The organism is Galbibacter kalidii (assembly GCF_026241135.1).
Taxonomy (GTDB): Bacteria; Bacteroidota; Bacteroidia; order Flavobacteriales; family Flavobacteriaceae; genus Galbibacter.
Genome location: NZ_JAPFGA010000001.1, coordinates 124,743 through 148,535 on the forward strand (window position 1 = coordinate 124,743; position 23,793 = coordinate 148,535).

Consider the following 23,793-nt stretch of genomic DNA (forward strand, 5'->3'; position numbering starts at 1 on the left):
ACTCAAACAGATTTTTATCTTTAACCCACCGCTGCTTCCTTGATTTTCAATATTTTTATCGTAGGCCGGAACCAAACCACAAACGTTGAAATTTCATCTAAACCTTAGCAAATTCAGTATGTTAAAAAAATTCAATAAAAACGTTTTGGACGCTATTTATCTTAGAACTAATTTTAATCTTTTTTGATTGAAGCGAAAATTAGCTATTTTGAGCCAATTGAAAAAAATAAATGAGTTCTTAACGGTTTTTTTAGGAGATGGAACCTCAAAGAATTTTATATTTACCATTTTATAATGACGCCTGAGGTTGTCTAAAAAGTAATATGAATTGGATATTGTCAGGTTGAGCATTGCTTGAAATGAAATATATTTTATTGGAAGCACATGGTATAACCATCGAAACCTATTAATTTCTAATGGTTATATAGTTCTCGACCGCGCCTGTCTGCCGACAAAGGCAGGCTCGAACTGACAGAAGACAACCTCACCGGGCTTTCCGCTGTATCTGTTTTGCCGATTCTCGGTTGCAGAAAGTATTTTTGAGTATTTTTATGTTATGTAGGCCATTGATTCACGACTCACTCGTACAGCAAAACAGGATGCCGCTGCAATCCCTGGCGCGTTTATTACAGAAAGATTAACTATGCCAACAAGCTATATTTCGTTTAAAGAAACCGGATATTTTTCTAATCTTATATGCGATTATCTCGATCAAAAAGAGTCGCTTCACCCGTTTTATAACAGGTTTCCGTCCATAGAAAATTTTAAAGCCCAGATAGAAGAAAAAAAAGCTGTGTTTCCACAGGAAAACAGAAATGTTTTGGTGGAAGTCCTGAAGGACCAATATCACGACATAGGCCCTTCAGAAATTACAAAAAACAATGTTGAACTGTTAAAGTCAACTTCTACTTTTACCGTGGTCACAGGGCATCAACTCAACCTTTTTACAGGACCGCTGTATTTTCTGTACAAGATCGTTTCGACCATCAATCTTACAAAACAACTGAAAGAAGCCTATCAGGACAGTGATTTTGTGCCAATATATTGGATGGCGACCGAAGATCACGATTTCGATGAGATCAATTACTTTAATTTCCACGGAAAGAAATTCCAGTGGCAGGGACCGGACACCAAAGAAAGCAGTGGAGCCGTAGGGGAATTGCCAACAAAAGGTTTGGATCAGGTTTTCGAACTTTTCTGTCAGGATATTGGCATGGGGGCAGACGCACAGACACTGCGAACATGGTTTGAAGAAGCCTATCTAAAACACAACAACCTCACCGACGCCACCCGATACTTGGTCAACCGAATGTTCGGGGACGAAGGTTTGGTGATTATCGACGCGGCCGACAAGAGACTGAAAAGTCTTTTTGTACCCTATATGAAGTCGGAATTGTTTGAGCAATCCTCACAAAAATATGTTGACGAGACCATCGAAGCTTTGAATGAAATTGATCCGTCCTACAAAATACAGGTTAATCCAAGGGCGATCAATTTGTTTTATCTGGATAAAGGACTGCGCGAACGCATTGTAGAAACCGATGGAAAGTTTTCCGTGAATGAAACCGATATTTTCTGGAATAAAAAAGAACTTCAACAGCATTTGGAGGAACATCCGGAGCGTTTTTCCCCCAATGTTATGACACGACCGCTCTATCAAGAGGTGATTTTGCCCAATTTGTGTTATATCGGTGGTGGGGGCGAACTGGCCTATTGGTTGGAACTGAAAAGCTTTTTCGATTCAGTTAAAGTACCTTTCCCGGCCTTATTGCTTCGCAATTCGGTACTGACAGTCACAGAAAAACAGGCTAAAAAGTTGGATAAATTGTCTATTACTTTTTCACAGCTCTTTTTAAAACGTCATTCGTTCATCAATAGAAAAGTGCGTGAGATCAGCAATATCGATATCAATTTTAAAGATCAGAAAAAACACCTTGAAGAGCAATTTCAGGAAATGTACCGCTTGGCAGAAGTGACGGACAAATCTTTTTTGGGTGCTGTAAAAGCACAAGAAGTGAAGCAGTTAAAAGGCTTGGACAAGCTGGAAAAACGCTTACTGAAAGCACAAAAACAAAAACTGTCCGACCAGGTTTCCAGAATAACCGATCTGCAAAACGAATTGTTTCCCAACGAATCCCTGCAAGAACGAACCGATAATTTTGCCAATATTTATGAAGAATACGGCGAAACCTTCATCAAAACCCTTTTGAAGGAATTAGATCCGCTGAAAGCCAAATTTGTGATTTTGGTGGTTTGATTTTTTAAGTATTTGCAAACAGGAAAAATGGTTGAAACCATGAACTTCAGAAAAGCAAAATTGGATGACATACAAGAGTTAAATCAAATTAGCTTGAAATCAAAAAAGTATTGGGGATATCCGGATCAGTGGATTGAAAATTGGTCAGACGAATTGACCCTGACATCTGAAAAATTCGCAGAACAGGAAATTGTTGTCGGGGAAATAGAAACACAAGTTGTTGGATTTTGTTCGATTTCAGAAAATAAGGACAATTACGAAATACTTCATCTTTGGTTATTGCCAAACTTCATAGGAAAAGGCTATGGGAAGAAATTACTAACGCGGACAATAGAAGAGTTTGTAAAGACTGATAAACCAATAATTGTCGAAGCTGACCCAAATGCTGAACCATTTTACAAAAGTCAGGGATTTGTAACTTTTGATAGCATTGAAAGTGTACCATCAGGGCGATTTTTACCAGTAATGAAAAAAACTATTGCTGAACTTCGATGAGCGGACAGTCGATTGCTGTGAAGCTCACACTATGTTTATACTTGATGGATTAACCGTCCAATCGCTGGGAAAAAATAAAATAATTTTTCATTCACACTAAGGCACCAAAAAACTCCCTTCCCAACTATCATCTTCTCTTGAGAATAAAGCGCGTAGGTGTTCAGTCTTTTTTAATTGCAGATATTCGATCTTTTTGGGAATGATATGGACAATGGAAAAGTAGTTTACACTTTCCAAACGCTCGATCATTTCAGGATCTTTTATTTTTGTCCCCGGAGCCATATCGGTAGTGTAGTCTTTTTTGGCTTCTGTTTTCGTCTGCTTCCACGCTTTCTTTATCAGTTTTTCATCCTGTTCCAAATAAGCTATTCCGTCAACCTTAAGTTGTAGCATTTGACTGTAGTCAAAAAATAGCAAGCCTACATTATTGTTCTCCCGAATATGCGTTACTTTTTTAGAGCGTTTGTCAGTATAAAAACTGATGGTAAGGTCGTCTTTGACATCACGAAGCACGACAGTTCGCAAACGCGGACTGTTATTTATACCAGTGGTAGCCATGGTAAAATAACGAAACGGATGCGAATTCTCTTTGGCCGCTTTCAATAAAGCAGCTTTTGCAGTATGGAATAATTCGTTGGTCACAATTATAGCCTTTGTATAAAGATAATAATTTCTAATGAATTATTTCGGAGCTTCCTGCTATCGCAACTAGGAGCGTTAAGCGGAGACGAATAAGGAGAATGGATAAAGTAAAACAAAAAAAATATTTCAACGCCAACCTGAATGGAAAGGACAGACAAGCGTCGGGGTTCCCGATAATTATCGGGATAAAATCTCACTTAGTGAGTGAAAACAGATCAAAAGCCTACCTTTGCAAAAAATGATTTTCTATGCACAATGTAGATATAGATTCTGTAGAAATGACGATCGACGTCATGAAATATGTACTAAACAGAATAACAAGGGTTTCCCCTGAATTAGGGCATCCGAAAAAGGAAGAAGAGTTAAAAAAGCTGGTAGGTGAAACCATTACGGACAAGGGTATAGGAGGCGAAAAAGCCTTTCAGCTCTTTAGGGATGTTTTGGTAAAAGCGACTGTGCCTGTCGACCATCCCAGGAATTTAGCTTTTGTACCGGCAGCACCATCACGCTCGGCAGTAATGTTCGATTTGGTTACGTCGGCCTCCAGCATTCACGGAGCTTATTGGATGGAAGGAGCCGGTGGCATTTTCTGTGAAAATGAAGCCATGAAATGGCTTGTATCCTTTACAGGGCTACCCACCGGCGCGTTCGGCGTGTTTACAAGCGGCGGAACAGCAGCCAACCTTTCTGCAATGGTAACAGCACGCGAACATTGGCGTAAAGACGAAAAGAATATCGGAAAAAAAGGTTTGATCCTCACTTCTATTGGAGCCCATGCTTCCATAAAATCTATGGCCAAGGTGATTGATGTAGATGTATTATTGGTCGATACCGAAGACCGTTTGGAGAAAGAAGACCTGCAAAATAAGGTAGCATCGCTTACCCCGGAACAGCGGAAACGCTTGTTTGCCGTTGTGGCTACCGGGGGGACGACCAATGCCGGAATTATCGATGATCTAAGTGGTGCAGCTGATGTTTGTGAGGACGAAAATCTTTGGTTCCATGTCGATGCAGCTTATGGCGGTGGTGCCCTTGCAGCCGATTCAGTAAGACACCTTTTTACGGGGATTGAAAGAGCCGACAGTATCACCATTGATCCGCATAAATGGTTGTTTTCTCCCTATGATTGTGGGGCGGTGATCTATAAAAAACCGGAATTGGCCAAAGAAGCGCATGCACAAGAGGGTTCTTACCTCGAAATATTTAAAGATGAAGGTGCTCGAGGTTTTAATCCGTCCGATTATCAAATTCAGCTGACAAGAAGAGTACGCGGATTACCACTTTGGTTTTCTCTGGCGATGCATGGGATTGATAAATATAAAGCTGTGATAGAGCAAGGCATTAGTTTGGCACAATTGGCAGGAAGACTGATCACTGAAGATCCCAATGTGGAATTGGTGCGAGAACCAAGTCTGTCCTGTGTTTTGTTCAGAAGAAAAGGGTGGACACCGGAAGATTATCGCAATTGGACCTATAAAAATCATAGCGATGGCTTTGCTTTGGTAACACCTACGAAATGGAAAACCGGCGATACGTTTGAAACCTGTGCCCGATTCTGTTTTATCAATCCCGATACTACGGAAAAAGATATTTCAGATATTTTGGCTTCTATGAAATGATGTAGAAACATGAATAATGTTAATCAATCTCATACATTAACCGCATTTTAATCGATGCGGTTTTCTTTTTTCGAGTGTTTTATCCCTAACAATAGGGGCCAAAAAAATATACAGGCAGCAGATGTTAAATTTCAAGCAAAATACTTAATTTTGCGCATGCAAAACAACGTACTCATTTTAGATTTCGGTTCGCAGTACACCCAGTTGATCGCCAGACGCGTGAGGGAACTCAATATTTTCTGCGAGATTTATCCATACAATAACATACCAAAAGACCTTTCAGAATATAAGGCGGTAATTCTTTCGGGAAGTCCGTTTTCTGTTCGATCAGAAGATGCACCACATCTAGATTTGTCACAAATCAGAGGGAAAATACCAATGTTGGGCGTATGTTACGGGGCTCAGTACCTGGCACATTTCGGTGGTGGCGAAGTGGCACCATCAAGCACCAGGGAATACGGCAGGGCGAACCTTTCTTTTATTGCTGAAAAAGAAGTGTTTTTTGAAAATATTTCAGAAGGTAGTCAGGTTTGGATGAGTCATAGTGATACCATGAAGGCTTTGCCGGAAGGCGGTGTGAAATTGGCAAGTACAAACGATGTTCAAAATGCAGCTTATAAAATTAATGGGGAAACTACCTATGGTATTCAGTTTCACCCGGAAGTATATCATTCTACAGACGGAAAACAATTGCTGGAAAATTTCTTGGTAAAAATTGCAGGGGTTAAACAAACATGGACGCCTGATAATTTTGTGGATATGACCGTAGCCAGCCTCAAAGAAAAATTGGGAGATGACAAAGTGGTTTTGGGACTTTCAGGAGGTGTAGATTCCAGTGTAGCAGCAGTTTTATTGCACAAAGCTATAGGAAAGAACTTGTACTGTATTTTTGTCAATAACGGATTGCTGCGTAAAAACGAGTTTGAAAGTGTGCTGAAGCAATATGAAGGAATGGGGCTTAATGTAAAAGGTGTCGATGCTTCGGAACGATTTTTGAGCGCACTTGCAGGAGTAGATGATCCGGAATTGAAACGTAAAGCCATCGGAAGGGTCTTTATTGAAGTATTTGACGATGAGGCCCACGCGATCAAAGATGTGAAATGGTTAGGACAAGGAACGATTTATCCGGATGTGATCGAATCGGTTTCTGTAAATGGTCCGTCGGCAACTATAAAAAGTCACCACAACGTAGGGGGGTTGCCCGATTTTATGAAATTGAAAGTAGTGGAACCACTGAATATGTTGTTTAAAGATGAGGTAAGACGTGTAGGCGCTTCCATGGGAATGAATCCGGAATTATTGGGAAGACATCCTTTCCCGGGACCGGGATTGGCGATTCGTATCTTGGGGGACATTACTGCCGAAAAGGTTCGTATATTGCAGGAAGTTGATGATGTTTTTATCAGTGGATTGAAATCATGGGGACTTTACGACAAAGTATGGCAAGCTGGAGCTATATTGCTTCCGGTAAATTCCGTAGGGGTTATGGGAGATGAGCGGACTTATGAAAAATGTGTAGCTTTACGTGCTGTGGAAAGTACAGACGGAATGACCGCAGATTGGGTGAATTTGCCGTATGAATTTTTGCAAAAAACGTCAAATGATATAATAAACAAGGTAAAAGGCGTTAATAGAGTAGTATACGATATAAGTTCCAAACCACCTGCGACTATTGAATGGGAATAATTATCCGTATCTCACCCTGATCGAGTTTATCCTCCAAAGTTTACGTAGGAAGGATCAAAGGGTTGAACTTGAACCAAAATACAATTTATGAACAGTAAGAAGATCATTTTTATCATAGCAGTTCTTTTCTGTGTAACACTTCAGGCGCAGAAGTTTCAAACTCATGCCGTTAAAGAAGGGGAGACATTGGAAAGTATTGCAAAAAAGTATAAGGTAACACCTTATTCCATTATAGAGTTGAACCCGGAGGTTAAAAATGGGGTAAAGAAAAACACAATTGTCATCATTCCGGTAGGCATGGAAGAGACACAAACCGGAGCTCCGGTACCCAATGTGGCCGCTGCTACTCAACAAGAAAAAGAAGTAGAACGGTTTATAAAGCACAAAGTTCGCCGTAAAGAAACCTTGTTCGGAATTTCCCAACAGTACGATATCTCGGTTGATGATATAAAGCGGTACAACAAAGAACTATACAGCCGTCAGTTAAAGAGAAGGGAAAAGATCCAAATCCCGATTTTTAAGAAAGGAGCAGTTGCCGATTCCGGTTTACCGAAAATAAAAGAAGGATTTGTAACCTATAAGGTAGCACCAAAGGAAGGACCGTGGAGAATTGCTTATGAGCACGGTATTACAGTTGATTCCCTTAAAAAGTTGAATCCGCAGATGAGTGATGTGCTTCAGTTGGGAGATACTTTGATGGTGCCTTTTGTTCCCGGGAATGTAAAAAAAGCTATAGAAGTTGATCAGTACAACTATTATACGGTACTTCCTAAAGAAGGCTTTTACAGATTGAAAGTGAAACTGGGTGTTACTCAAGAAGAGATCGAACAATTGAACCCAGAGGTCAAAGATGGTGGATTAAAGGTCGGGATGGTACTTAAATTACCCAAAGAAAAAATGGGAGACATGGCGGTAAACAACGGACAACTTATCGAGCGTTTCTCGTTGTTGGACAGCCTGAATTATGACGACAAGTCGGAAATAGCTCTCATGTTGCCTTTCAAATTGAATGAATTCGATTTTGAAAACCTGGAGAGCAATAGGACAAAAATAAAAAGGGACAAACTGCTTGGTGTTTCCATTGATTTTTATACCGGAGCGATGATGGCCATCGATTCTGCTAAACAAATGGGTTTGTCATTAGATTTGAAAGTGTTTGACACCAGTATCGGAGAAGGTTCGGTATATCAATTGTTGTCAAGCAACGATATGGATGGGGTAAATGCAATAGTTGGACCTGTTATGCCTACAGCCTTCAACAGGGTTTCAAGCTATGTAAAAACACGTAATATTCCTGTTTTTGCACCCTTTTCAAACAATGGAATACAATTGTATGACAATGTGTTCCAAACTTTGCCACCGGAAAAACTTTTCCGTGAGAAGATGTATACTTTTCTAAAAACTAATGGAATGGATAAAAACATTATCATTATAGCAGATTTGAAACATGCCAACATTAGAGCGAAGTTGAAAGAGATCTTCCCCGGAGCAAAAATAATCAATCCTATAGATGATAAATATATCCGTTTGGATGAGATCAATCCGTTCTTGTCGTCTGAAAAAGAAAATTGGGTCATTGTGGAGACCAATGATATTCCACTACTTACCAATCTTATAGGAGTGGTGAATTCTGCCAAGACGGAAAAGTATGATATTACACTTTTGACAACTATGAAAGGAAGTGCATATGAAAGTGAGAATATCTCAAACATGCATTTGTCCAATCTGAATTTTCACTTTTCTACTATCGATAAGATGTCGGATGCCGATTCTGGTTTCAACAAAAAGTATAAATCCAAATACGGTACGATACCCAATCGATATGCTGTTAGAGGCTTTGACTTGATGATGGATGTGATTTTACGTTTGAGCTTCAATAAAAACCTGTATTATGGAGTTTCAAGGGTTAGTGAGACAGAGTATATTGAAAATAAATTTGACTATGTAAAAGATCTTTCCGGCGGTTATTACAATCAGGCGCTGTATATTGTGAAATATGATAATATGGAAATAAAAGAAGTAAAAGACAATGCCAACCTCTATAGTGACATATCTGGGAGCACTACGGACTAAGTGTGTTCATGTAAAAAGCAATAATTCTTTTATTACCGATGCCCCTGTTGATAATAACGGAAAAGGCGAAGCCTTTTCTCCGACTGACACGGTCGCCACTGCTTTGGCGAGTTGTATGCTTACTGTTATGGGAATCAAAGCAAGGGATATGGACATAGACCTGACTGATGCAACAGCCTATGTGACCAAAACAATGGCTGAAAACCCGCGACGGATTTCAAAAATCGAGGTCATTCTCGATATTCCCGCAAAAGTGGATGAAAAAAATAAAACTATCCTTGAGCGGACAGCCAATACCTGCCCCGTACACCAAAGTTTACATCCCGATATCGAAAAAGAAATTGTGTTTAATTGGGCATAGACTGCATGGACATCACACAAAACAAGACTTTTCTACTGGAATTGGCAAAAGCGAAAATGCCCTTCGGAAAATATAAGGATCGATATCTTACTGATATTCCTGAGGCCTATTTTGTGTGGTTTAAACAGAAAGGATTTCCAAAAGGAAAACTCGGACAACAACTAGAAGCCATGCACGAGATCAAGGTCAATGGATTGGAAGGGTTGGTGAGAAAGATCAGGGGTTAAGATTGTAATACTGATAGCTTTTTTTGCCCTTTCCTACAAGAATGATAATAATAATTCTGATTATATAGAGATGGAGCAATGTATATCCGTTTCAACAAAAACGAAATGGTGAACTCCGTTTTTTTAAATTCAAATTTGTATTTTTGCCGCGGTATTTTAATAGCCTGTTTTCAGTCGGGCAAGAAATCTATAAGGAGATAAATAAATGGCAGAGACCAAATACATTTTTGTTACGGGTGGAGTTACCTCATCATTGGGAAAAGGAATTATTGCCGCATCATTGGCGAAACTTTTACAAGCTAGAGGCTATAAGACAACAATTCAAAAACTAGACCCATACATCAATGTAGATCCGGGTACTTTGAACCCCTACGAACATGGGGAGTGTTATGTAACCGATGACGGAGCAGAAACCGATTTGGATCTTGGCCATTACGAACGCTTCTTGAATGTAAATACCTCACAAGCCAATAATGTCACCACCGGAAGGATATACCAAAGTGTTATTGAAAAAGAACGCAAAGGGGAATTTCTGGGGAAAACCGTACAGGTGGTACCACATATTACAAACGAGATCAAAGAGCGCATTCAGCTTCTTGGCAAAAACGGAGATTATGATATCGTGATTACCGAGATTGGTGGAACGGTAGGTGATATTGAGTCTTTGCCATATATTGAAGCAGTGCGACAATTGATGTGGGAATTGGGGGATAATAATGGCATTGTTATCCACCTGACATTGGTGCCTTACCTTTCCGCAGCAGGGGAATTGAAGACCAAACCTACGCAGCACTCCGTAAAAACATTGATGGAAAGCGGAATAAAAGCCGATATTCTTGTGTGTAGGACTGAGCACGAACTGTCTGACGATCTTAGGGAGAAGTTGGCCTTGTTCTGTAATGTAAAACGGGAAGCGGTGATTCAATCCATTGATGCTTCTACGATCTATGATGTGCCTAACATGATGCTTAATGAGGGTTTGGATACGGTAGTACTTAAAAAAATGGCGTTGGAAGAAAAATCAGTTCCAGATTTAGAACGCTGGGATCAATTCTTAGACCGTCATAAAAATCCGAAAGATGAGGTTCATATCGGTCTTGTTGGGAAGTATGTCGAACTTCAGGACAGTTATAAATCCATTTTGGAATCCTTTATCCATGCAGGAGCAGAGAACGAGGTGAAAGTCAATGTAGAATACATCCATTCAGAATATATAGATGATGACGTATTAAACAACAAAATTGCCAAACTCGACGGTATTTTGGTAGCTCCTGGTTTCGGAGAGCGCGGTATTGAAGGAAAGATAGATGCCATAAGATACGTGCGAGAGCACAATATCCCTTTTCTCGGGGTTTGTTTGGGAATGCAAATGGCGGTTATTGAATTTGCCCGTAATGTTTTAAATATCAAAGATGCTAATTCGACTGAAATGGACCCAAACACACCAAATCCGGTTATCGATTTGATGGAAGAACAAAAAAGTATCACCCACATGGGTGGTACCATGCGTCTTGGGGCATGGGATTGTGATATCACCGAAGGCAGTTTAGTAAGCAAAATTTATGGAACCAACAAAATATCAGAACGGCACAGACACCGTTACGAATTCAACGATAAATATAGAACGCAAATAGAAGCTGCCGGAATGGTGGCTACAGGATTAAATCCGGATACCGGTTTGGTAGAAGTGGTAGAATTGCCTTCACATCCTTGGTTTGTAGGAGTGCAGTATCATCCGGAATATAAAAGTACGGTGGCCAATCCACATCCACTGTTTGTAGCCTTTGTAAAATCTGCACTTCAGTATAAAAATAATAAATAGTGCCAGTTTGACATGAATTGACGTTTTGGGCATATCTTTGCACGTTAACAGCGCATAACGATAATTGCCCTTTTTGGCATACTGTAAATTACCTCGGGACAAGCCCGATAATTATCGAGATAAAATCTCACTTAGTGAGTAAAAGATATTTTTTAATTTAAATTAAATGGAAGGAAAGAAGTTCGACATTAATTCAATTATAGGTTTTGTACTTATTTTTGGAATTTTATTGTGGTTTTTATACCAAAATCAACCTACAGAAGAAGAAATTGAAGCTGAAAAGGCCAAAACAGAACAGGTCGAAAAAGCAAAAGAAGAGCAAGAGAGCACTGCAACTCCTGTTGTTGAAGAAACTCCTACCGTCGATCTGACAGATTCTACCGCTTTGGCTCAATATAAAGGAAGTCTGGGAGCTTTTGCCTATTCGGCTACAATCCCATCTGCAGGAGATGATATCACAACTTTTGAAAACGAGCTTGTCAAATTTAAAGTAAGTAATAAAGGAGGGCAGATCGTTGAAGCCGTTCTTAAAAAATATAGTACTTACGATTCTGTTCCGGTTTATTTGGTAAAAGACGGAAATGCTTCCTTCAATTTAAATATAAGCACAACAGACAACAGAACACTCAATACAGAAAACCTGTATTTTGAACCTTCATTGTCAGAAAGTGGAGAAAACCAGATACTTTCCATGAAGTTGAAAGCGTCGGACAATCAATATCTTGAGTATCGATATGAGTTGAAACCCGATGGATATTTGGTAGATTTTACAATTCGTTCTCAAGGCTTGGACAATGTGTTGAACAGCTCGCAACCGGTTCAATTGGATTGGAAACAGAAAGGAATTCGTCATAGCAAGAGTATAGAGTATGAAAACCGTTATACAAGGCTTACCTATATGCATGACGGAAAAACAAGTAAATTGGGTCAGGGTGATTCAGATGATGATACCGATAGCAATGTGTCTTGGATTTCATACCGACAACACTTTTTCAGTACTATTTTGATCAATCCTGCTGAGTTTAGCAATGCTTCGTTTACCTCAGAAAAGTTGTTTGAAGAGGAGAGCAAAGAAGAAAAATACACTAAACAATATACTTCATCAATTCCTTTGGAAGTACAAGGCGGTGAGTTGAACTACAATATGCACTGGTATTACGGACCTACCGATGCTAGAGTCTTTAAAAAGTATAAAGATTTCAATTTAGCCGACTCTATACCTTTTGGGTGGGGAATTTTCGGTTTTATCAACAAACATGTGTTTACACCTTTATACGATTTCTTAAGTTCTGTATTCCCTTACGGAATCGCTATTATCGTCATGACGATTCTTGTAAGATTGGTTATGTCCCCGGTGACCTACAAATCCTATTTGTCACAGGCAAAAATGAAGGTCATCAAACCTGAGGTTACGGAGATTAGCCAAAAATACAAGGACAATGCGATGAAGAAGCAGCAGGAGACCATGAAGTTGTACAGAAAAGCAGGGGTGAGCCCAATGAGCGGATGTATTCCGGCATTGATGCAATTGCCTATTTTTTACGCTTTGTTCATGTTCTTCCCAACGGCATTTATGCTAAGGCAGAAACCGTTTTTATGGGCAAAAGACCTTTCTTCTTATGATACGATCTATGAATTCCCAGAAGGATTTAGTATACCGTTTTATGGAGATCACGTGAGTTTGTTCCCGATTTTGGCTTCAGTAGCTATATTTTTCTACATGAGAATGACCACCGGACAACAACAGGCCATGCAGCAGCCAACACAAGAAGGAATGCCGGATATGGGCAAAATGATGAAAGTGATGATCTATATTTCACCACTAATGATGCTGTTTTTCTTCAACAATTATGCGAGTGGTTTGAGTTTGTATTATTTTATTTCAAACTTGATTACGATCGTGATCATGTTGGTCATCAAGAATTATATCATTGATGAGGATAAAATTCATGCTAAAATTCAGGAAAATAAAAAGAAACCTAAAAAAGAGAGTAAGTTTCAGCGAAAAATGCGTGAAATGATGGAGCAGGCAGAAGCTCAGAAAAAGAAAAAATAAGGGCGATTCCCTTAAAAATATCAATGACCTGTTGGATTTTAGTATCTGGCAGGTCTTTTTGGTTTGTAACTGAAAGAAAAACCGCTTTTTTACGACCAAAACGTTCCAAATCAATTTTGTAATTTTGCAAAAGTTTTATTTACGTTGATTTTTCGATCGTATAAAGAAATGAAGAGAGTAATAGTAGGATTATCAGGAGGAGTAGATTCCAGTGTGACGGCATACTTGTTGAAAGAGCAGGGTTATGACGTGATAGGCCTTTTTATGAAAAATTGGCACGATGATTCGGTGACCATATCCAACGAATGTCCTTGGCTGGAAGACAGTAACGATGCCATGATGGTAGCCGATAAACTGGGGATTCCTTTTCAAACGGTTGATTTGAGCGAACAATATAAAGAACGTATCGTGGATTATATGTTTAACGAATACGAAAGAGGGCGAACGCCCAATCCGGATGTGTTGTGCAATCGTGAGATCAAATTTGATGTTTTTATGAAGATTGCACTGAGTTTGGGCGCCGATTATGTTGCTACAGGCCACTATTGTAGAAAAGACACCATTGAGATCGATGGAAAACCGGTACATCGCCTGTTGGCAGGAAAAGACAACAACAAAGACCAATCCTATTTCCTTTGCCAGTTATCACAAGAACAATTGAGTAAAACTTTATTTCCGATAGGGGAATTGACAAAACCGGAAGTTAGAAAAATAGCTTCTGAAAACAACCTCGTTACTGCCGAAAAGAAAGATTCACAAGGGCTTTGTTTTATCGGGAAAGTAAGGCTTCCTGATTTTCTTCAGCAAAAACTGAAACCGGAAGAAGGTTCTATCATAGAAGTGGCACCCGAAAAAGTGCTCGCTAAAAAAAATGGGGAAATGACTTTTGCTTCAAAAGAAGAAGAATTGGCTTTCAACGCTCGAAAAGTGAGCTACACAGCTGCGGACGGAAAAGAGGTAGGAAAACACCAAGGTGCACATTATTTTACCAAAGGTCAACGAAAAGGCTTGGCGGTGGGTGGAACTCCCGAACCCTTGTTCGTGATTGAAACTGATGTGGACGAAAACATTATTTATACCGGACAGGGAAAAAAACATCCGGGGCTCTTCAGAAAAGCGCTTTTTGTTACTAATGATGAATTGCATTGGGTGCGAGAAGATCTGACCTTAAAAGTTGATGAAACCATGGATGTCACAGCGCGGATTCGTTACAGACAACCTCTGCAAAAAGCGACTTTATACCAAGTAGATGGTGGTCTGTATGTGGATTTTGAACAGCCGCAAAGTGCCATCACCGAAGGACAGTTCGTCGCCTTTTATCAAGGTGATGAGTTGATCGGTTCAGGGGTTATTGCTTAGATAAATTTCATTTTTTCAACCATTAAGAAGTTAAGAGTCATTAAGGTAGAAATACAAAACTTAATGCTCCTTAATGGTTTCCCCTCAATTTTTATATTTCCCAACAATAGCCTATTTTTATCTTTAGAACTAATAGCGTCCAAAACGTTTTTATTTAATTTTTTGAGATTTTGATGAAATTTCAACGTTTGTGGTTTGGTTCCGGCCTACGATAAAAATATTGAAAATCAAGGAAGCAGCGGTGGGTTAAAGATAAAAATCTGTTTGAGTTTCGCCCCAAGGCGGAATGAGTTATTTTTATCTGTGGCTGGGGATTCCGTAGTATTTTCTTATGTTTTTATCGTCAGCCTAGATTTTTTTGGTTCGTTTTTTCATCAATGGAAAAAATGAACAGATAAAAATTTATTTAGGACAGAATTGCTTTAGAACCTTAATATATAATTATGCCATCTAGTAAGGGTCATACAAAACAAGTTCAATACGCCAAATCCTTTAAAGAGGCCTCACAAGATTCAGATGTAATGCTTATGGCTGAAAAAGGCATGGGCTACTACTTTAAGATAATTCAAGAATTTGAACAAGGCTTCAATGCAAAATAAAACGACCCAACTATTTAACATACAATACCCCATTGTCCAAGCCGGTATGGTGTGGGCCAGTGGTTGGAAATTGGCATCAGCGGCAGCAAATTCGGGGATACTCGGACTTATTGGTGCCGGTTCGATGTATCCTGAAGTGTTACGGGAGCATATTCAAAAATGTAAAAAGGCAACGGATAAGCCCTTTGGGGTGAATGTTCCGCTTTTATATCCTGATATCGACAAGATCATACAGATTCTTATTGAAGAGGAGGTGAAAATTGTTTTTACCTCTGCCGGAAATCCGAAGACATGGACTTCCCATTTGAAATCACACGGAATTATGGTGGTACACGTGGTTAGTAGTGTGAAGTTTGCTTTAAAAGCACAAGAATCTGGAGTTGATGCTGTTGTAGCCGAAGGTTTTGAGGCCGGAGGTCATAACGGAAGGGATGAAACCACCACTTTTACCTTGATTCCGATGGTGAAAGAAAAAATAGAAATCCCTTTGATTGCTGCGGGGGGCATAGCCACTGGAAGTGGAATGCTGGCAGCGATGGTGCTCGGGGCTGATGGGGTGCAGGTGGGAAGCAGATTTGTCGCTAGCGAGGAGGCTTCATCCCATATTAATTTTAAGCAGAAAGTTGTTGAAGCCAAAGAGGGCGACACACAACTCACCTTGAAGGAATTGGCGCCGGTACGCTTAATAAAAAATAAATTCTACGACGATATTCAGGCGCTTTATGCTAAAGGAACGACCAAGGAGGAATTAGTAGCACTCTTGGGTAGGGCAAGAGCCAAAAAAGGAATGTTTGAAGGGGATCTTGACGAAGGCGAATTGGAAATCGGACAAATATCCGGATTGATTAGTGATATTAAACCGGTTCAGGAGATTGTAGCAGATATGATTTCTGAATTTAAAACGGCAAAAGCCAAAGTTGCCAATTTAGATACTTAATTTTTCTTAGGCTTTTCTTTCTTTTCCATAGGACCACGAAGGTGGATAATGAGTCCGTTTAAAAAATTACGAAGGATTTGATCGCCGCATTCCATGTATTTGGGATGGTTTTCATTTCTAAAGAAGGCTCCCAATTCACTTTTACTGATTTTGAAATCGACAAGAGCCAGAATTTCTACGATTTGATCATCCCTTAGTTTGTGTGCTACCCTAAGCTTTTTAAAAATATCGTTGTTCGTTAGTCCCATAATCACAAAGGTAGGGAATGTTTTAAATCTTCTTTTGAAAATGGTAGCCAATAATTTCAAAGCCCTGATTAAAGTAGAACTTGTGGGATCTGCCGTTGTCCACATAAGAGTTTAGCTCCAGGGTTTTAAATTTATTTTGTTTGGCCCATTTTTCTATATGTGAGAGAAATTGCCTTCCAAGACCTTTGGATTGGATGCTGCTGTCTATAATGACATTATCCAGTTCCAGTTGTTTTCCGCTGTAGAGTTTTATACTGATCCACCCAGATGACATCCCAACAAGTTTACTGTCGATGACAAAGCCAAAACAGCGGTAGTTTTCAAGCTTAAACATCTCCCTGAGCAGTTGCCTTAACTCAGCCTCTGTTTTATTTGGGTTCAATTGGGCGGCAAGGGGAATGATCTCTTCAATATTGTCTTCAGAAAGAAAAGTAAAATGAATGTTTGCTTCCATAGCCCAAAATTACAAATTTCAACCAATCAAAAACGCCCTGCAATTGCAAGGCGTTTTCAACAACAACTAAATTCTAAAATCTAAAAGAATTCAAGAGTAATACTGTTTTAGAAACAGTATTTGTTTTCAGCCGTCACTTTTTCGGCTATGGTATTTCTAAGGGCTACCACATTGGGAAGGTTGGTGTATTTGGTGAAGCGTTTAAGCCCCATCAGCATCATTTTTTGTTCATCCCCTTCAGCAAACGAAGAAATCCCTTCTTTTCCTTTGGTATTGATCTTCTCAACAGCGTGGAACAAGTTGAGTTTTGCCATGGCGATCTGTTCTTTCTGACTTTTTTCGCCAAAGCGTTTGGCATTTTTCTCCGTTCGAAGAATAGCAGATTCCGCCATATAGATTTCGATTAAAATATCGGAAGCTGCCATTAATAACTGCTGATGTTCTTCCAATTCCGGACCATATTTCTGTACCCCGGCTCCGGCTACCATTAAAAAAGCTTTTTTGAGCTTGGCTAGCATTTCCTTTTCCTCGGCAAACAACTGAGAATAGTCGGGCATATCAAAAGAAGGAATACCCATGAGTTCATCTTTTACTGCTGCAGCCGGTCCGAGAAGGTCTACATGTCCTTTCATCGCTTTTTTGATCAGCATACCTACTGATAGCATACGGTTAATCTCATTGGTCCCTTCATAGATCCTGGAAATACGGGCATCTCTCCATGCTGATTCCATTGGAGTGTCAGCAGAGAAGCCCATCCCTCCAAAAATCTGAATTCCTTCATCTGTACAGTCCTGACAATATTCAGAAACAGCTACCTTTAGAATGGAACACTCTATGGCGTATTCTTCTACACCTTTTAATTCGGCTTCCTGATGGGATTCTCCTTCGGATTGGCGAATGGCAATACGATTTTCAATATCCTTAGCTCCGCGATAAACGGCAGATTCACCTACATAACAGGCTGTGGCCATTTCTGCAATCTTTGATTTGATCGCTCCGAATTTGGCAATCGGTGTTTTAAACTGTATGCGGTCATTGGCATATTTTACAGCTTCTGTGATGACTCTTCGTTGAGCATCTAAACAAGCACCTGCTAGTTTGATCCGTCCGATGTTCAAGGCATTCATCGCAATTTTAAATCCGTTGCCTCTTTCTGAAAGCATATTTTCAACCGGCACCTTGGTTTCGTTAAAGAATACCTGACGGGTAGAAGAGGAGTGGATTCCTAATTTGTGCTCTTCCTCGCCCAGGGTAATGCCATTTTCGGGATCGTTTTCCACAATAAACCCGGTGATGTATTTGTCGTCTTCAATACGGGCAAACACGATAAACAAGTTGGCAAAGCCTGCATTGGAGATCCACATTTTTTGTCCGCTGATGAGGTAGTGTTTACCATCTTCAGAAAGGACAGCCTTGGTTTTTCCGCTATTGGCATCCGATCCGGCTCCGGGCTCTGTTAAACAGTAAGAACCGAACCATTCTCCGGTGGCCAGTTTAGGTACGTATTTCTTTTTTTGCTCTTCAGTTCCGTAAAGGGTAATCGGCATAGTTCCTATCCCGGTATGCGCTCCGAAGGCAGTGGCAACAGAGCCTGTGGCTCCCGAGATATAATCACACACCAACATGGTAGTTACAAATCCCATTCCGAGTCCGTCATATTCTTCAGGTACAGCCACTCCCAAAAGACCAAGTTCACCAGCCTTACGCATGATCTCTTCGGTAAAAGCATAGTCTTTCTTCTCGAAACGCTCTTTGTTAGGCCATATCTCACGATCAACAAATTCCTTGACCGAGTCACGCATCATTTTTTGTTCCTCCGAAAAATCTTCAGGAGTAAACACGTCTTCAGCTTTGGTTTCTTTGACCAAAAACTGACCGCCTCTTGTTATGTCTTTTTCTGTTGTTTCCATTTTGGATTATAGTATTATGTACAAAGTATCAAGTATTAAGACTTTGCACTGTTATTTTATAATAATGATTTTTGAAGTGAATAATTCATTTTACAAACTTCAAAAAGTTCTTTTATAAGTTGTATTCTTTTTCTACTTGAAAGATTAAGCCTTTCCGTAAGATATAATTGAGTAAGAAGTTCGAATGAAGAACCATTGGAAATTCCTAAAAATTGTTTGAATTCCCCGTCAGAATTTCGTCCAGCTCCTTCAGCAATATTTGAGGGAATGGAAGTCGCACTACGTCTTATTTGAGAGGTTAAATTGTATTTTTCCTCTTTAGGAAATTCAGCTGTTAAAATGTAGCAATTTTCAGTAACATTCATTGCTTTTTGCCATATTTTAAGTTCTTCAAATCGATGCATATTTATAAGTTTTAAAAATCCATACTTAATACTTTGTACTCAATACTCAATACTTTTTAATTTATAAACTCATAAACTCCCGCTGCTCCTTGTCCGGTTCCGACACACATGGTCACGATACCGTATTTGTTTTTTCGTTTTCGCATTTCATCAAAAAGTTGAACAGAAAGTTTTGCTCCGGTACAACCCAGTGGGTGACCCAGAGCAATAGCTCCTCCGTTTACGTTAACGATATCCGAATTTAAGCCTAATTCGCGAATCACAGCTACAGATTGTGAAGCAAAAGCTTCATTGAGTTCGATTAGTTCAATCTGATCGAGTTTCATCCCGGCTTGTTTTAAAGCTTTTGGAACGGCTTTAACCGGACCTATACCCATGATTCTCGGTTCTACTCCCACAGCGGCATAAGACACCAATCGGGCAATGGGTTCGAGATTTAATTCTTTGACCATCTCTTCGCTCATCACCAATGTAAATGCTGCACCATCACTCATTTGCGATGAATTTCCGGCGGTCACACTTCCCCCTTGTGCGAAGACGGGTTTTAATTTAGCCAGTACCTCTTTTGAGGTATCGGCACGCGGACCTTCATCGGTATCAACTGTGTATGATTTTATAGCCTTTTTACCCTCGCCATTCACATAGGTCTGGTCGATCTTGATAGGAAGAATCTGTTCTTTAAATTTTTCATCTTTGATGGCTTTTAGCGCCTTTATATGCGAGTTGTAAGCAAATTCATCCTGATCTTCCCTAGATACTTTGAACTGTTCTGCTACAGCTTCAGCGGTGAGCCCCATTCCCCAATAATAATCTTCGTTGCCTTCTTTAGCTACTTGATAGTCCGGTACAGGTTTATAACCTCCCATGGGGATATAGCTCATGCTTTCGGCGCCTCCGGCAATGATACAATCGGCCATTCCGGATTGGATTTTTGCCGTTGCAATACCTATGGTTTCCAAGCCCGATGCACAATAACGATTGACGGTCACTCCGGGAACGTCTTCGATCTTCAATCCCATCAAAGAGATCAGGCGTCCCATATTAAGACCTTGTTCTGCTTCCGGCATGGCGTTTCCTACGATCACATCGTCAATGCGTTTTTTGTCCAATTCCCGAACCTCTCCCAACATGTGCTGGATGACTTCCGCAGCCAGTTCGTCCGGTCTTTTAAATCTGAATAGCCCACGAGGCGCTTTCCCTACGGCTGTTCTGTATGCTTTTACTATGTATGCTGTTTTACTCATTTTATGACGATTTAAGACTTCATGACTTAAGACGTAAGACTAATTTGTAGTCAGATTGTCTATAAATTTTGAAATCATAGATTGTATTTTGTGAATTTTAGTTTCTAAATGTTTATATGTTTTTTCAGAAAGATATTCTATTTTGTAAGAAATAATGAGTTGAGTTTCCCATTCATAGGCTGAACCAAGTGCATTTTCCAAATATTGAATAAAATGTTTGTCTGAACTTTTAGCAGTTCCTTCAGCAATATTGGAAGGAATAGACACTGCTGACCGTTGTATTTGACTACTTAGGCCATATTTTTCTGATTTTGGAAAAATTTTAGTTGTTGCATAGGTTTCTTTAGCTAAATCAATACCATCTTTCCAAATGGTTAACTTTCTAAAGTTATGTTTTGATGCCATTTAATTTAAATTTTAAGTTATTATAGAGTCCTATGTCTTACGTCCTACAGTCTTACATCTAATTCCTTAGCGGTTTCCCCGTCTTCAACATATGTTGAATGCGTTCTAGCGTTTTTTTCTCTGTACAGAGGCTTAAAAAAGCTTCTCTTTCCAAGTCCAATAAGTATTGCTCTGTTACCAATGTTGGTTCAGAGAGGTCACCTCCGGCCATAACGTAAGCCAGTTTGTTGGCGATCTTTTTATCGTGATCAGAGATATAATGTCCAGCTTCCATGGAGTCGGTTCCAACGAGGAACATACCCAAAGCTTGTTTTCCCAGTACTTTTACATCTTTTCGTTTCGGTGGTTGTGTATATCCAGCTTCAGCCATTAACAAAGCGTGTTTTTTGGCTTCGGCTATCTGTCGATCTTTGTTGACCACCACTATGTCTTTTCCTTTTTGGAGGATTCCGCTATCAAAAGCCTCATAGGCAGAAGTGGCAACTTTGGCCATTCCGATGGTAAGGAAATACTCTTGGAGCACATTCAGTTCTACATCATTTTTATGGAAAGTATCCGCAGCTCTCAAGGTCATTTCTTTTGAACCACCACCACCGGGGATCACTCCAACACCAAATTCTACCAATCCGATATAAGTTTCAGCAGCAGCGACCACCTTATCGGCATGCATGGAAAGCTCACAACCACCACCGAGTGCCATTCCGTGGGGAGCGGCAACGGTTGGTATGGATGAATAGCGCATGCGCATCATCGTATCCTGAAACGCCTTGATAGCCATGTGTAACTCGTCATACTCCTGTTCAACAGCCATCATAAAGATCATCCCGATATTGGCACCTACGGAAAAGTTGGTCGCTTGGTTTCCGATGACCAAGCCTTCAAAATCTTTTTCAGCAAGATCAATAGCTTTGTTGAGTCCGGCAATCACATCACCGCCAATGGTGTTCATCTTGCTTTGGAACTCACAATTGAGGATACCGTCACCCAAGTCTTCAATAACAACCCCGCTGTTCTTCCATACTTCATTTGATTTTCTGATGTTATCGAGAATGATAAAGGAGTCTTGTCCTGGTTTTTTTACTTGAGATCGAGACGGAATATCGTAATAATAAGTAGCTCCGTCTTTTACGGTATAGAAGGAAGTATTTCCTTTGGAAAGCATATCAGTCACCCATTTTTCGGGTTGTTTACCCTCGGCTTTGATCAGTTCCACGCCTTTTTCAACTCCGATGGCATCCCATATTTCAAAGGGACCGTGTTCCCATCCAAAACCGGCTTTCATGGCATCGTCGATGCGGTAAAGTTCGTCGGAAATCTCAGGAATACGGTTCTGTACATAGGCAAAAAGCGCAGCAAAGTTTTTACGATAAAATTCACCTGCTTTGTCCTTTCCGTCAACAAGGATGGAGAAGCGGTCTTTTACTTTATCCACTGTTTTAGTGAGCTCCAGGGTAGCAAATTTTGCTTTTTTGTTTGCTGAATACTCCATAGTATCGAGGTCCAGGGAAAGAATTTTACTCTTTCCGTCATCTGATTTTACCTTTTTATAAAAGCCTTGTCCTGATTTGCTACCCAACCATTTGTTGTCCATCATGGTTTGGATGAAACCGGGAAGTTTAAAAAGATCGTGGGCTTCGTCATCCGGGCAATTTTCATAAATCCCATTGGCAACGTGTACCAAGGTGTCCAATCCCACAACATCAACAGTACGGAAGGTAGCTGATTTTGGTCTACCGATAACAGGACCGGTAAGTTTATCGACTTCCTCAACGGAAAGCCCCATTTCTTTTACCTGATGAAAAAGACTTTGAATACCGAAGATACCGATTCTATTCCCGATAAATGCGGGAGTATCTTTGGCCAAGACTGATGTTTTACCAAGGAATTTTTCGCCGTACATCATTAGGAAGTCAACAACATCTTTCTTACAGTCCGGACCGGGTACAACCTCAAAGAGTTTAAGGTATCGGGGCGGATTGAAAAAGTGGGTTACGGCAAAATGTTCTTGGAAATCCTTACTTCTTCCTTCGTTCATAAATTGAATCGGAATTCCCGAGGTGTTTGAGGTGATCAAAGTTCCGGGTGAACGGTATTTTTCAACCTTTTCAAAAACACTTTTTTTAATATCAAGCCTTTCAACAACAACCTCAATAATCCAATCTACATCCTTGATTCTTGAAAGGTCATCGTCCAGATTTCCGGTTGAGATACGATTAGCAAATTTTTTGCTGTAAATAGGAGAGGGGTTCGATTTTAAAGCACTTTTAAGATTGCTGTCTACAATCCTATTTCTCACAGCTTTATCTTCCAAGGTGAGCCCCTTTTTCTTTTCTTTATCGTTGAGTTCTCTAGGTACGATATCGAGCAATAAAACTTCAGCTCCTATATTGGCAAAGTGGCATGCTATACCGCTTCCCATAATACCGGAACCTATAACTGCAACTTTCTTAATTCTTCTGTTCATATTTCTGTGTTGAAATTAATGGGTTGAATATATTTTATTTAAATATCTTTTTTTCTGAAATAAGTTCGTTGATCACTTCAGCAACTTTAAAAAAGTTTTCAAGCTCAGTTTCACTTACATGATTCTTTACCGTTTCATTAAATTTTAAAACCACTTCCTTGGAAGTTTCCCTTTTTTCCTTACCGAAAGAAGTGAGGTAGATTAAAACACCTCTGCCGTCTTTGGGATTTGGCTTTCTGATAATAAGCCCTTTTTCTTCCATATTCTTTAAAGTCCTGGAGAGACTTGTGCCTTCCATGCCCATTTTGGGTCCTAATGCAGTTGAAGGAGTGCCTTTTTCCGGGTCTAAAGACAATAGTGTAAAACCTGTAGCCATGGTGCTATCAAACTTTCCGGCTTCTTCGTTATACATCTTGGCAACAGCTTGCCATGTAGCCCGCAGTATGTAATCTATTGTTTTGTACTTCATTTTTTATTGGTGGTGTGCTCAAATATACAAATAATTTTCTATGCATGCATAATAAATAAAGG

At 39.9% G+C, this 23,793-nt stretch carries 21 protein-coding genes; 12 read left to right on the top strand and 9 right to left on the bottom strand.

Features of this window, described 5'->3' with window-relative positions:
- Positions 1–643 precede the first annotated feature (643 nt).
- Positions 644–2,257, top strand: a complete 1,614-nt coding sequence (gene bshC, locus OOZ15_RS00565; RefSeq protein WP_265953698.1) for a bacillithiol biosynthesis cysteine-adding enzyme BshC — start codon at positions 644–646, stop codon at positions 2,255–2,257.
- Positions 2,258–2,296: 39 nt separating this feature from the next.
- Positions 2,297–2,752 carry a GNAT family N-acetyltransferase gene (locus OOZ15_RS00570; RefSeq protein WP_265953700.1) on the top strand — a complete coding sequence of 152 codons (456 nt, stop codon included), beginning with the start codon at positions 2,297–2,299 and terminating at the stop codon, positions 2,750–2,752.
- 96 nt (positions 2,753–2,848) lie between these two features.
- Here OOZ15_RS00570 and OOZ15_RS00575 read toward each other — a convergent pair whose 3' ends face one another.
- Positions 2,849–3,394 (bottom strand): pyridoxamine 5'-phosphate oxidase family protein, encoded by a 546-nt coding sequence (locus OOZ15_RS00575; protein ID WP_265953702.1) that lies wholly within the window; start codon positions 3,392–3,394, stop codon positions 2,849–2,851.
- Between the two features lie 248 nt (positions 3,395–3,642).
- Between OOZ15_RS00575 and OOZ15_RS00580 the strand changes: the two genes are divergently transcribed.
- The 10 genes from OOZ15_RS00580 to OOZ15_RS00625 all read left to right on the top strand — a co-directional run bounded on the left by OOZ15_RS00580 (position 3,643) and on the right by OOZ15_RS00625 (position 16,133).
- Positions 3,643–5,013, top strand: a complete 1,371-nt coding sequence (locus tag OOZ15_RS00580) for a pyridoxal phosphate-dependent decarboxylase family protein (RefSeq protein ID WP_265953704.1) — start codon at positions 3,643–3,645, stop codon at positions 5,011–5,013.
- 156 nt (positions 5,014–5,169) lie between these two features.
- Entirely contained in the window at positions 5,170–6,699 is a 1,530-nt protein-coding gene (gene guaA / locus OOZ15_RS00585) for a glutamine-hydrolyzing GMP synthase (protein WP_265953706.1), read from the top strand.
- Between the two features lie 87 nt (positions 6,700–6,786).
- Entirely contained in the window at positions 6,787–8,772 is a 1,986-nt protein-coding gene (locus OOZ15_RS00590) for a LysM peptidoglycan-binding domain-containing protein (RefSeq protein ID WP_265953708.1), read from the top strand.
- On the top strand, positions 8,729–9,133 hold the full coding sequence (locus OOZ15_RS00595; RefSeq protein WP_265953709.1) for an OsmC family protein: 405 nt from the start codon (positions 8,729–8,731) through the stop codon (positions 9,131–9,133). Before OOZ15_RS00590 ends, OOZ15_RS00595 begins: the two co-directional genes overlap by 44 nt.
- Before the next feature lie 5 nt (positions 9,134–9,138).
- The gene (locus tag OOZ15_RS00600; RefSeq protein WP_265953711.1) at positions 9,139–9,360 is read left to right on the top strand and encodes a DUF3820 family protein; all 222 of its coding nucleotides are present in this window, start codon (positions 9,139–9,141) and stop codon (positions 9,358–9,360) included.
- Positions 9,361–9,565: 205 nt separating this feature from the next.
- Positions 9,566–11,182, top strand: coding sequence for a CTP synthase (gene pyrG / locus OOZ15_RS00605; RefSeq protein WP_265953712.1), 1,617 nt, complete (start codon positions 9,566–9,568; stop codon positions 11,180–11,182).
- Positions 11,183–11,348: 166 nt separating this feature from the next.
- Positions 11,349–13,238 (top strand): membrane protein insertase YidC, encoded by a 1,890-nt coding sequence (gene yidC / locus OOZ15_RS00610; RefSeq protein ID WP_265953713.1) that lies wholly within the window; start codon positions 11,349–11,351, stop codon positions 13,236–13,238.
- A gap of 168 nt (positions 13,239–13,406) precedes the next feature.
- Positions 13,407–14,597, top strand: a complete 1,191-nt coding sequence (gene mnmA / locus OOZ15_RS00615; protein ID WP_265953714.1) for a tRNA 2-thiouridine(34) synthase MnmA — start codon at positions 13,407–13,409, stop codon at positions 14,595–14,597.
- Between the two features lie 443 nt (positions 14,598–15,040).
- Positions 15,041–15,196 (top strand): hypothetical protein, encoded by a 156-nt coding sequence (locus tag OOZ15_RS00620; RefSeq protein WP_265953715.1) that lies wholly within the window; start codon positions 15,041–15,043, stop codon positions 15,194–15,196.
- A complete protein-coding gene (locus OOZ15_RS00625) occupies positions 15,186–16,133 on the top strand; it encodes an NAD(P)H-dependent flavin oxidoreductase (RefSeq protein WP_265953716.1) in 948 nt (315 codons plus the stop codon). Before OOZ15_RS00620 ends, OOZ15_RS00625 begins: the two co-directional genes overlap by 11 nt.
- Here the strand turns inward: OOZ15_RS00625 and OOZ15_RS00630 are convergent.
- The 8 genes from OOZ15_RS00630 to OOZ15_RS00665 form a co-directional block, all read right to left on the bottom strand.
- On the bottom strand, positions 16,130–16,381 hold the full coding sequence (locus OOZ15_RS00630) for a DUF1456 family protein (RefSeq protein WP_265953717.1): 252 nt from the start codon (positions 16,379–16,381) through the stop codon (positions 16,130–16,132). The two genes, OOZ15_RS00625 and OOZ15_RS00630, sit on opposite strands and share 4 nt — an antisense overlap.
- A gap of 22 nt (positions 16,382–16,403) precedes the next feature.
- Positions 16,404–16,835: a GNAT family N-acetyltransferase gene (locus OOZ15_RS00635; RefSeq protein WP_265953718.1), complete on the bottom strand. Its 432-nt coding sequence runs from the start codon at positions 16,833–16,835 to the stop codon at positions 16,404–16,406.
- A 107-nt stretch (positions 16,836–16,942) separates the two neighbouring features.
- Positions 16,943–18,745, bottom strand: a complete 1,803-nt coding sequence (locus OOZ15_RS00640; protein ID WP_265953719.1) for an acyl-CoA dehydrogenase FadE — start codon at positions 18,743–18,745, stop codon at positions 16,943–16,945.
- A gap of 56 nt (positions 18,746–18,801) precedes the next feature.
- A complete protein-coding gene (locus tag OOZ15_RS00645; protein ID WP_265953720.1) occupies positions 18,802–19,149 on the bottom strand; it encodes a four helix bundle protein in 348 nt (115 codons plus the stop codon).
- A gap of 56 nt (positions 19,150–19,205) precedes the next feature.
- The gene (locus OOZ15_RS00650) at positions 19,206–20,393 is read right to left on the bottom strand and encodes an acetyl-CoA C-acyltransferase (RefSeq protein WP_265953721.1); all 1,188 of its coding nucleotides are present in this window, start codon (positions 20,391–20,393) and stop codon (positions 19,206–19,208) included.
- Positions 20,394–20,432: 39 nt separating this feature from the next.
- On the bottom strand, positions 20,433–20,798 hold the full coding sequence (locus OOZ15_RS00655) for a four helix bundle protein (protein ID WP_265953722.1): 366 nt from the start codon (positions 20,796–20,798) through the stop codon (positions 20,433–20,435).
- Between the two features lie 58 nt (positions 20,799–20,856).
- On the bottom strand, positions 20,857–23,262 hold the full coding sequence (locus OOZ15_RS00660) for a 3-hydroxyacyl-CoA dehydrogenase/enoyl-CoA hydratase family protein (protein WP_265953723.1): 2,406 nt from the start codon (positions 23,260–23,262) through the stop codon (positions 20,857–20,859).
- A gap of 34 nt (positions 23,263–23,296) precedes the next feature.
- Positions 23,297–23,731, bottom strand: a complete 435-nt coding sequence (locus OOZ15_RS00665; RefSeq protein ID WP_265953724.1) for a MarR family winged helix-turn-helix transcriptional regulator — start codon at positions 23,729–23,731, stop codon at positions 23,297–23,299.
- Positions 23,732–23,793: the final 62 nt, after the last annotated feature.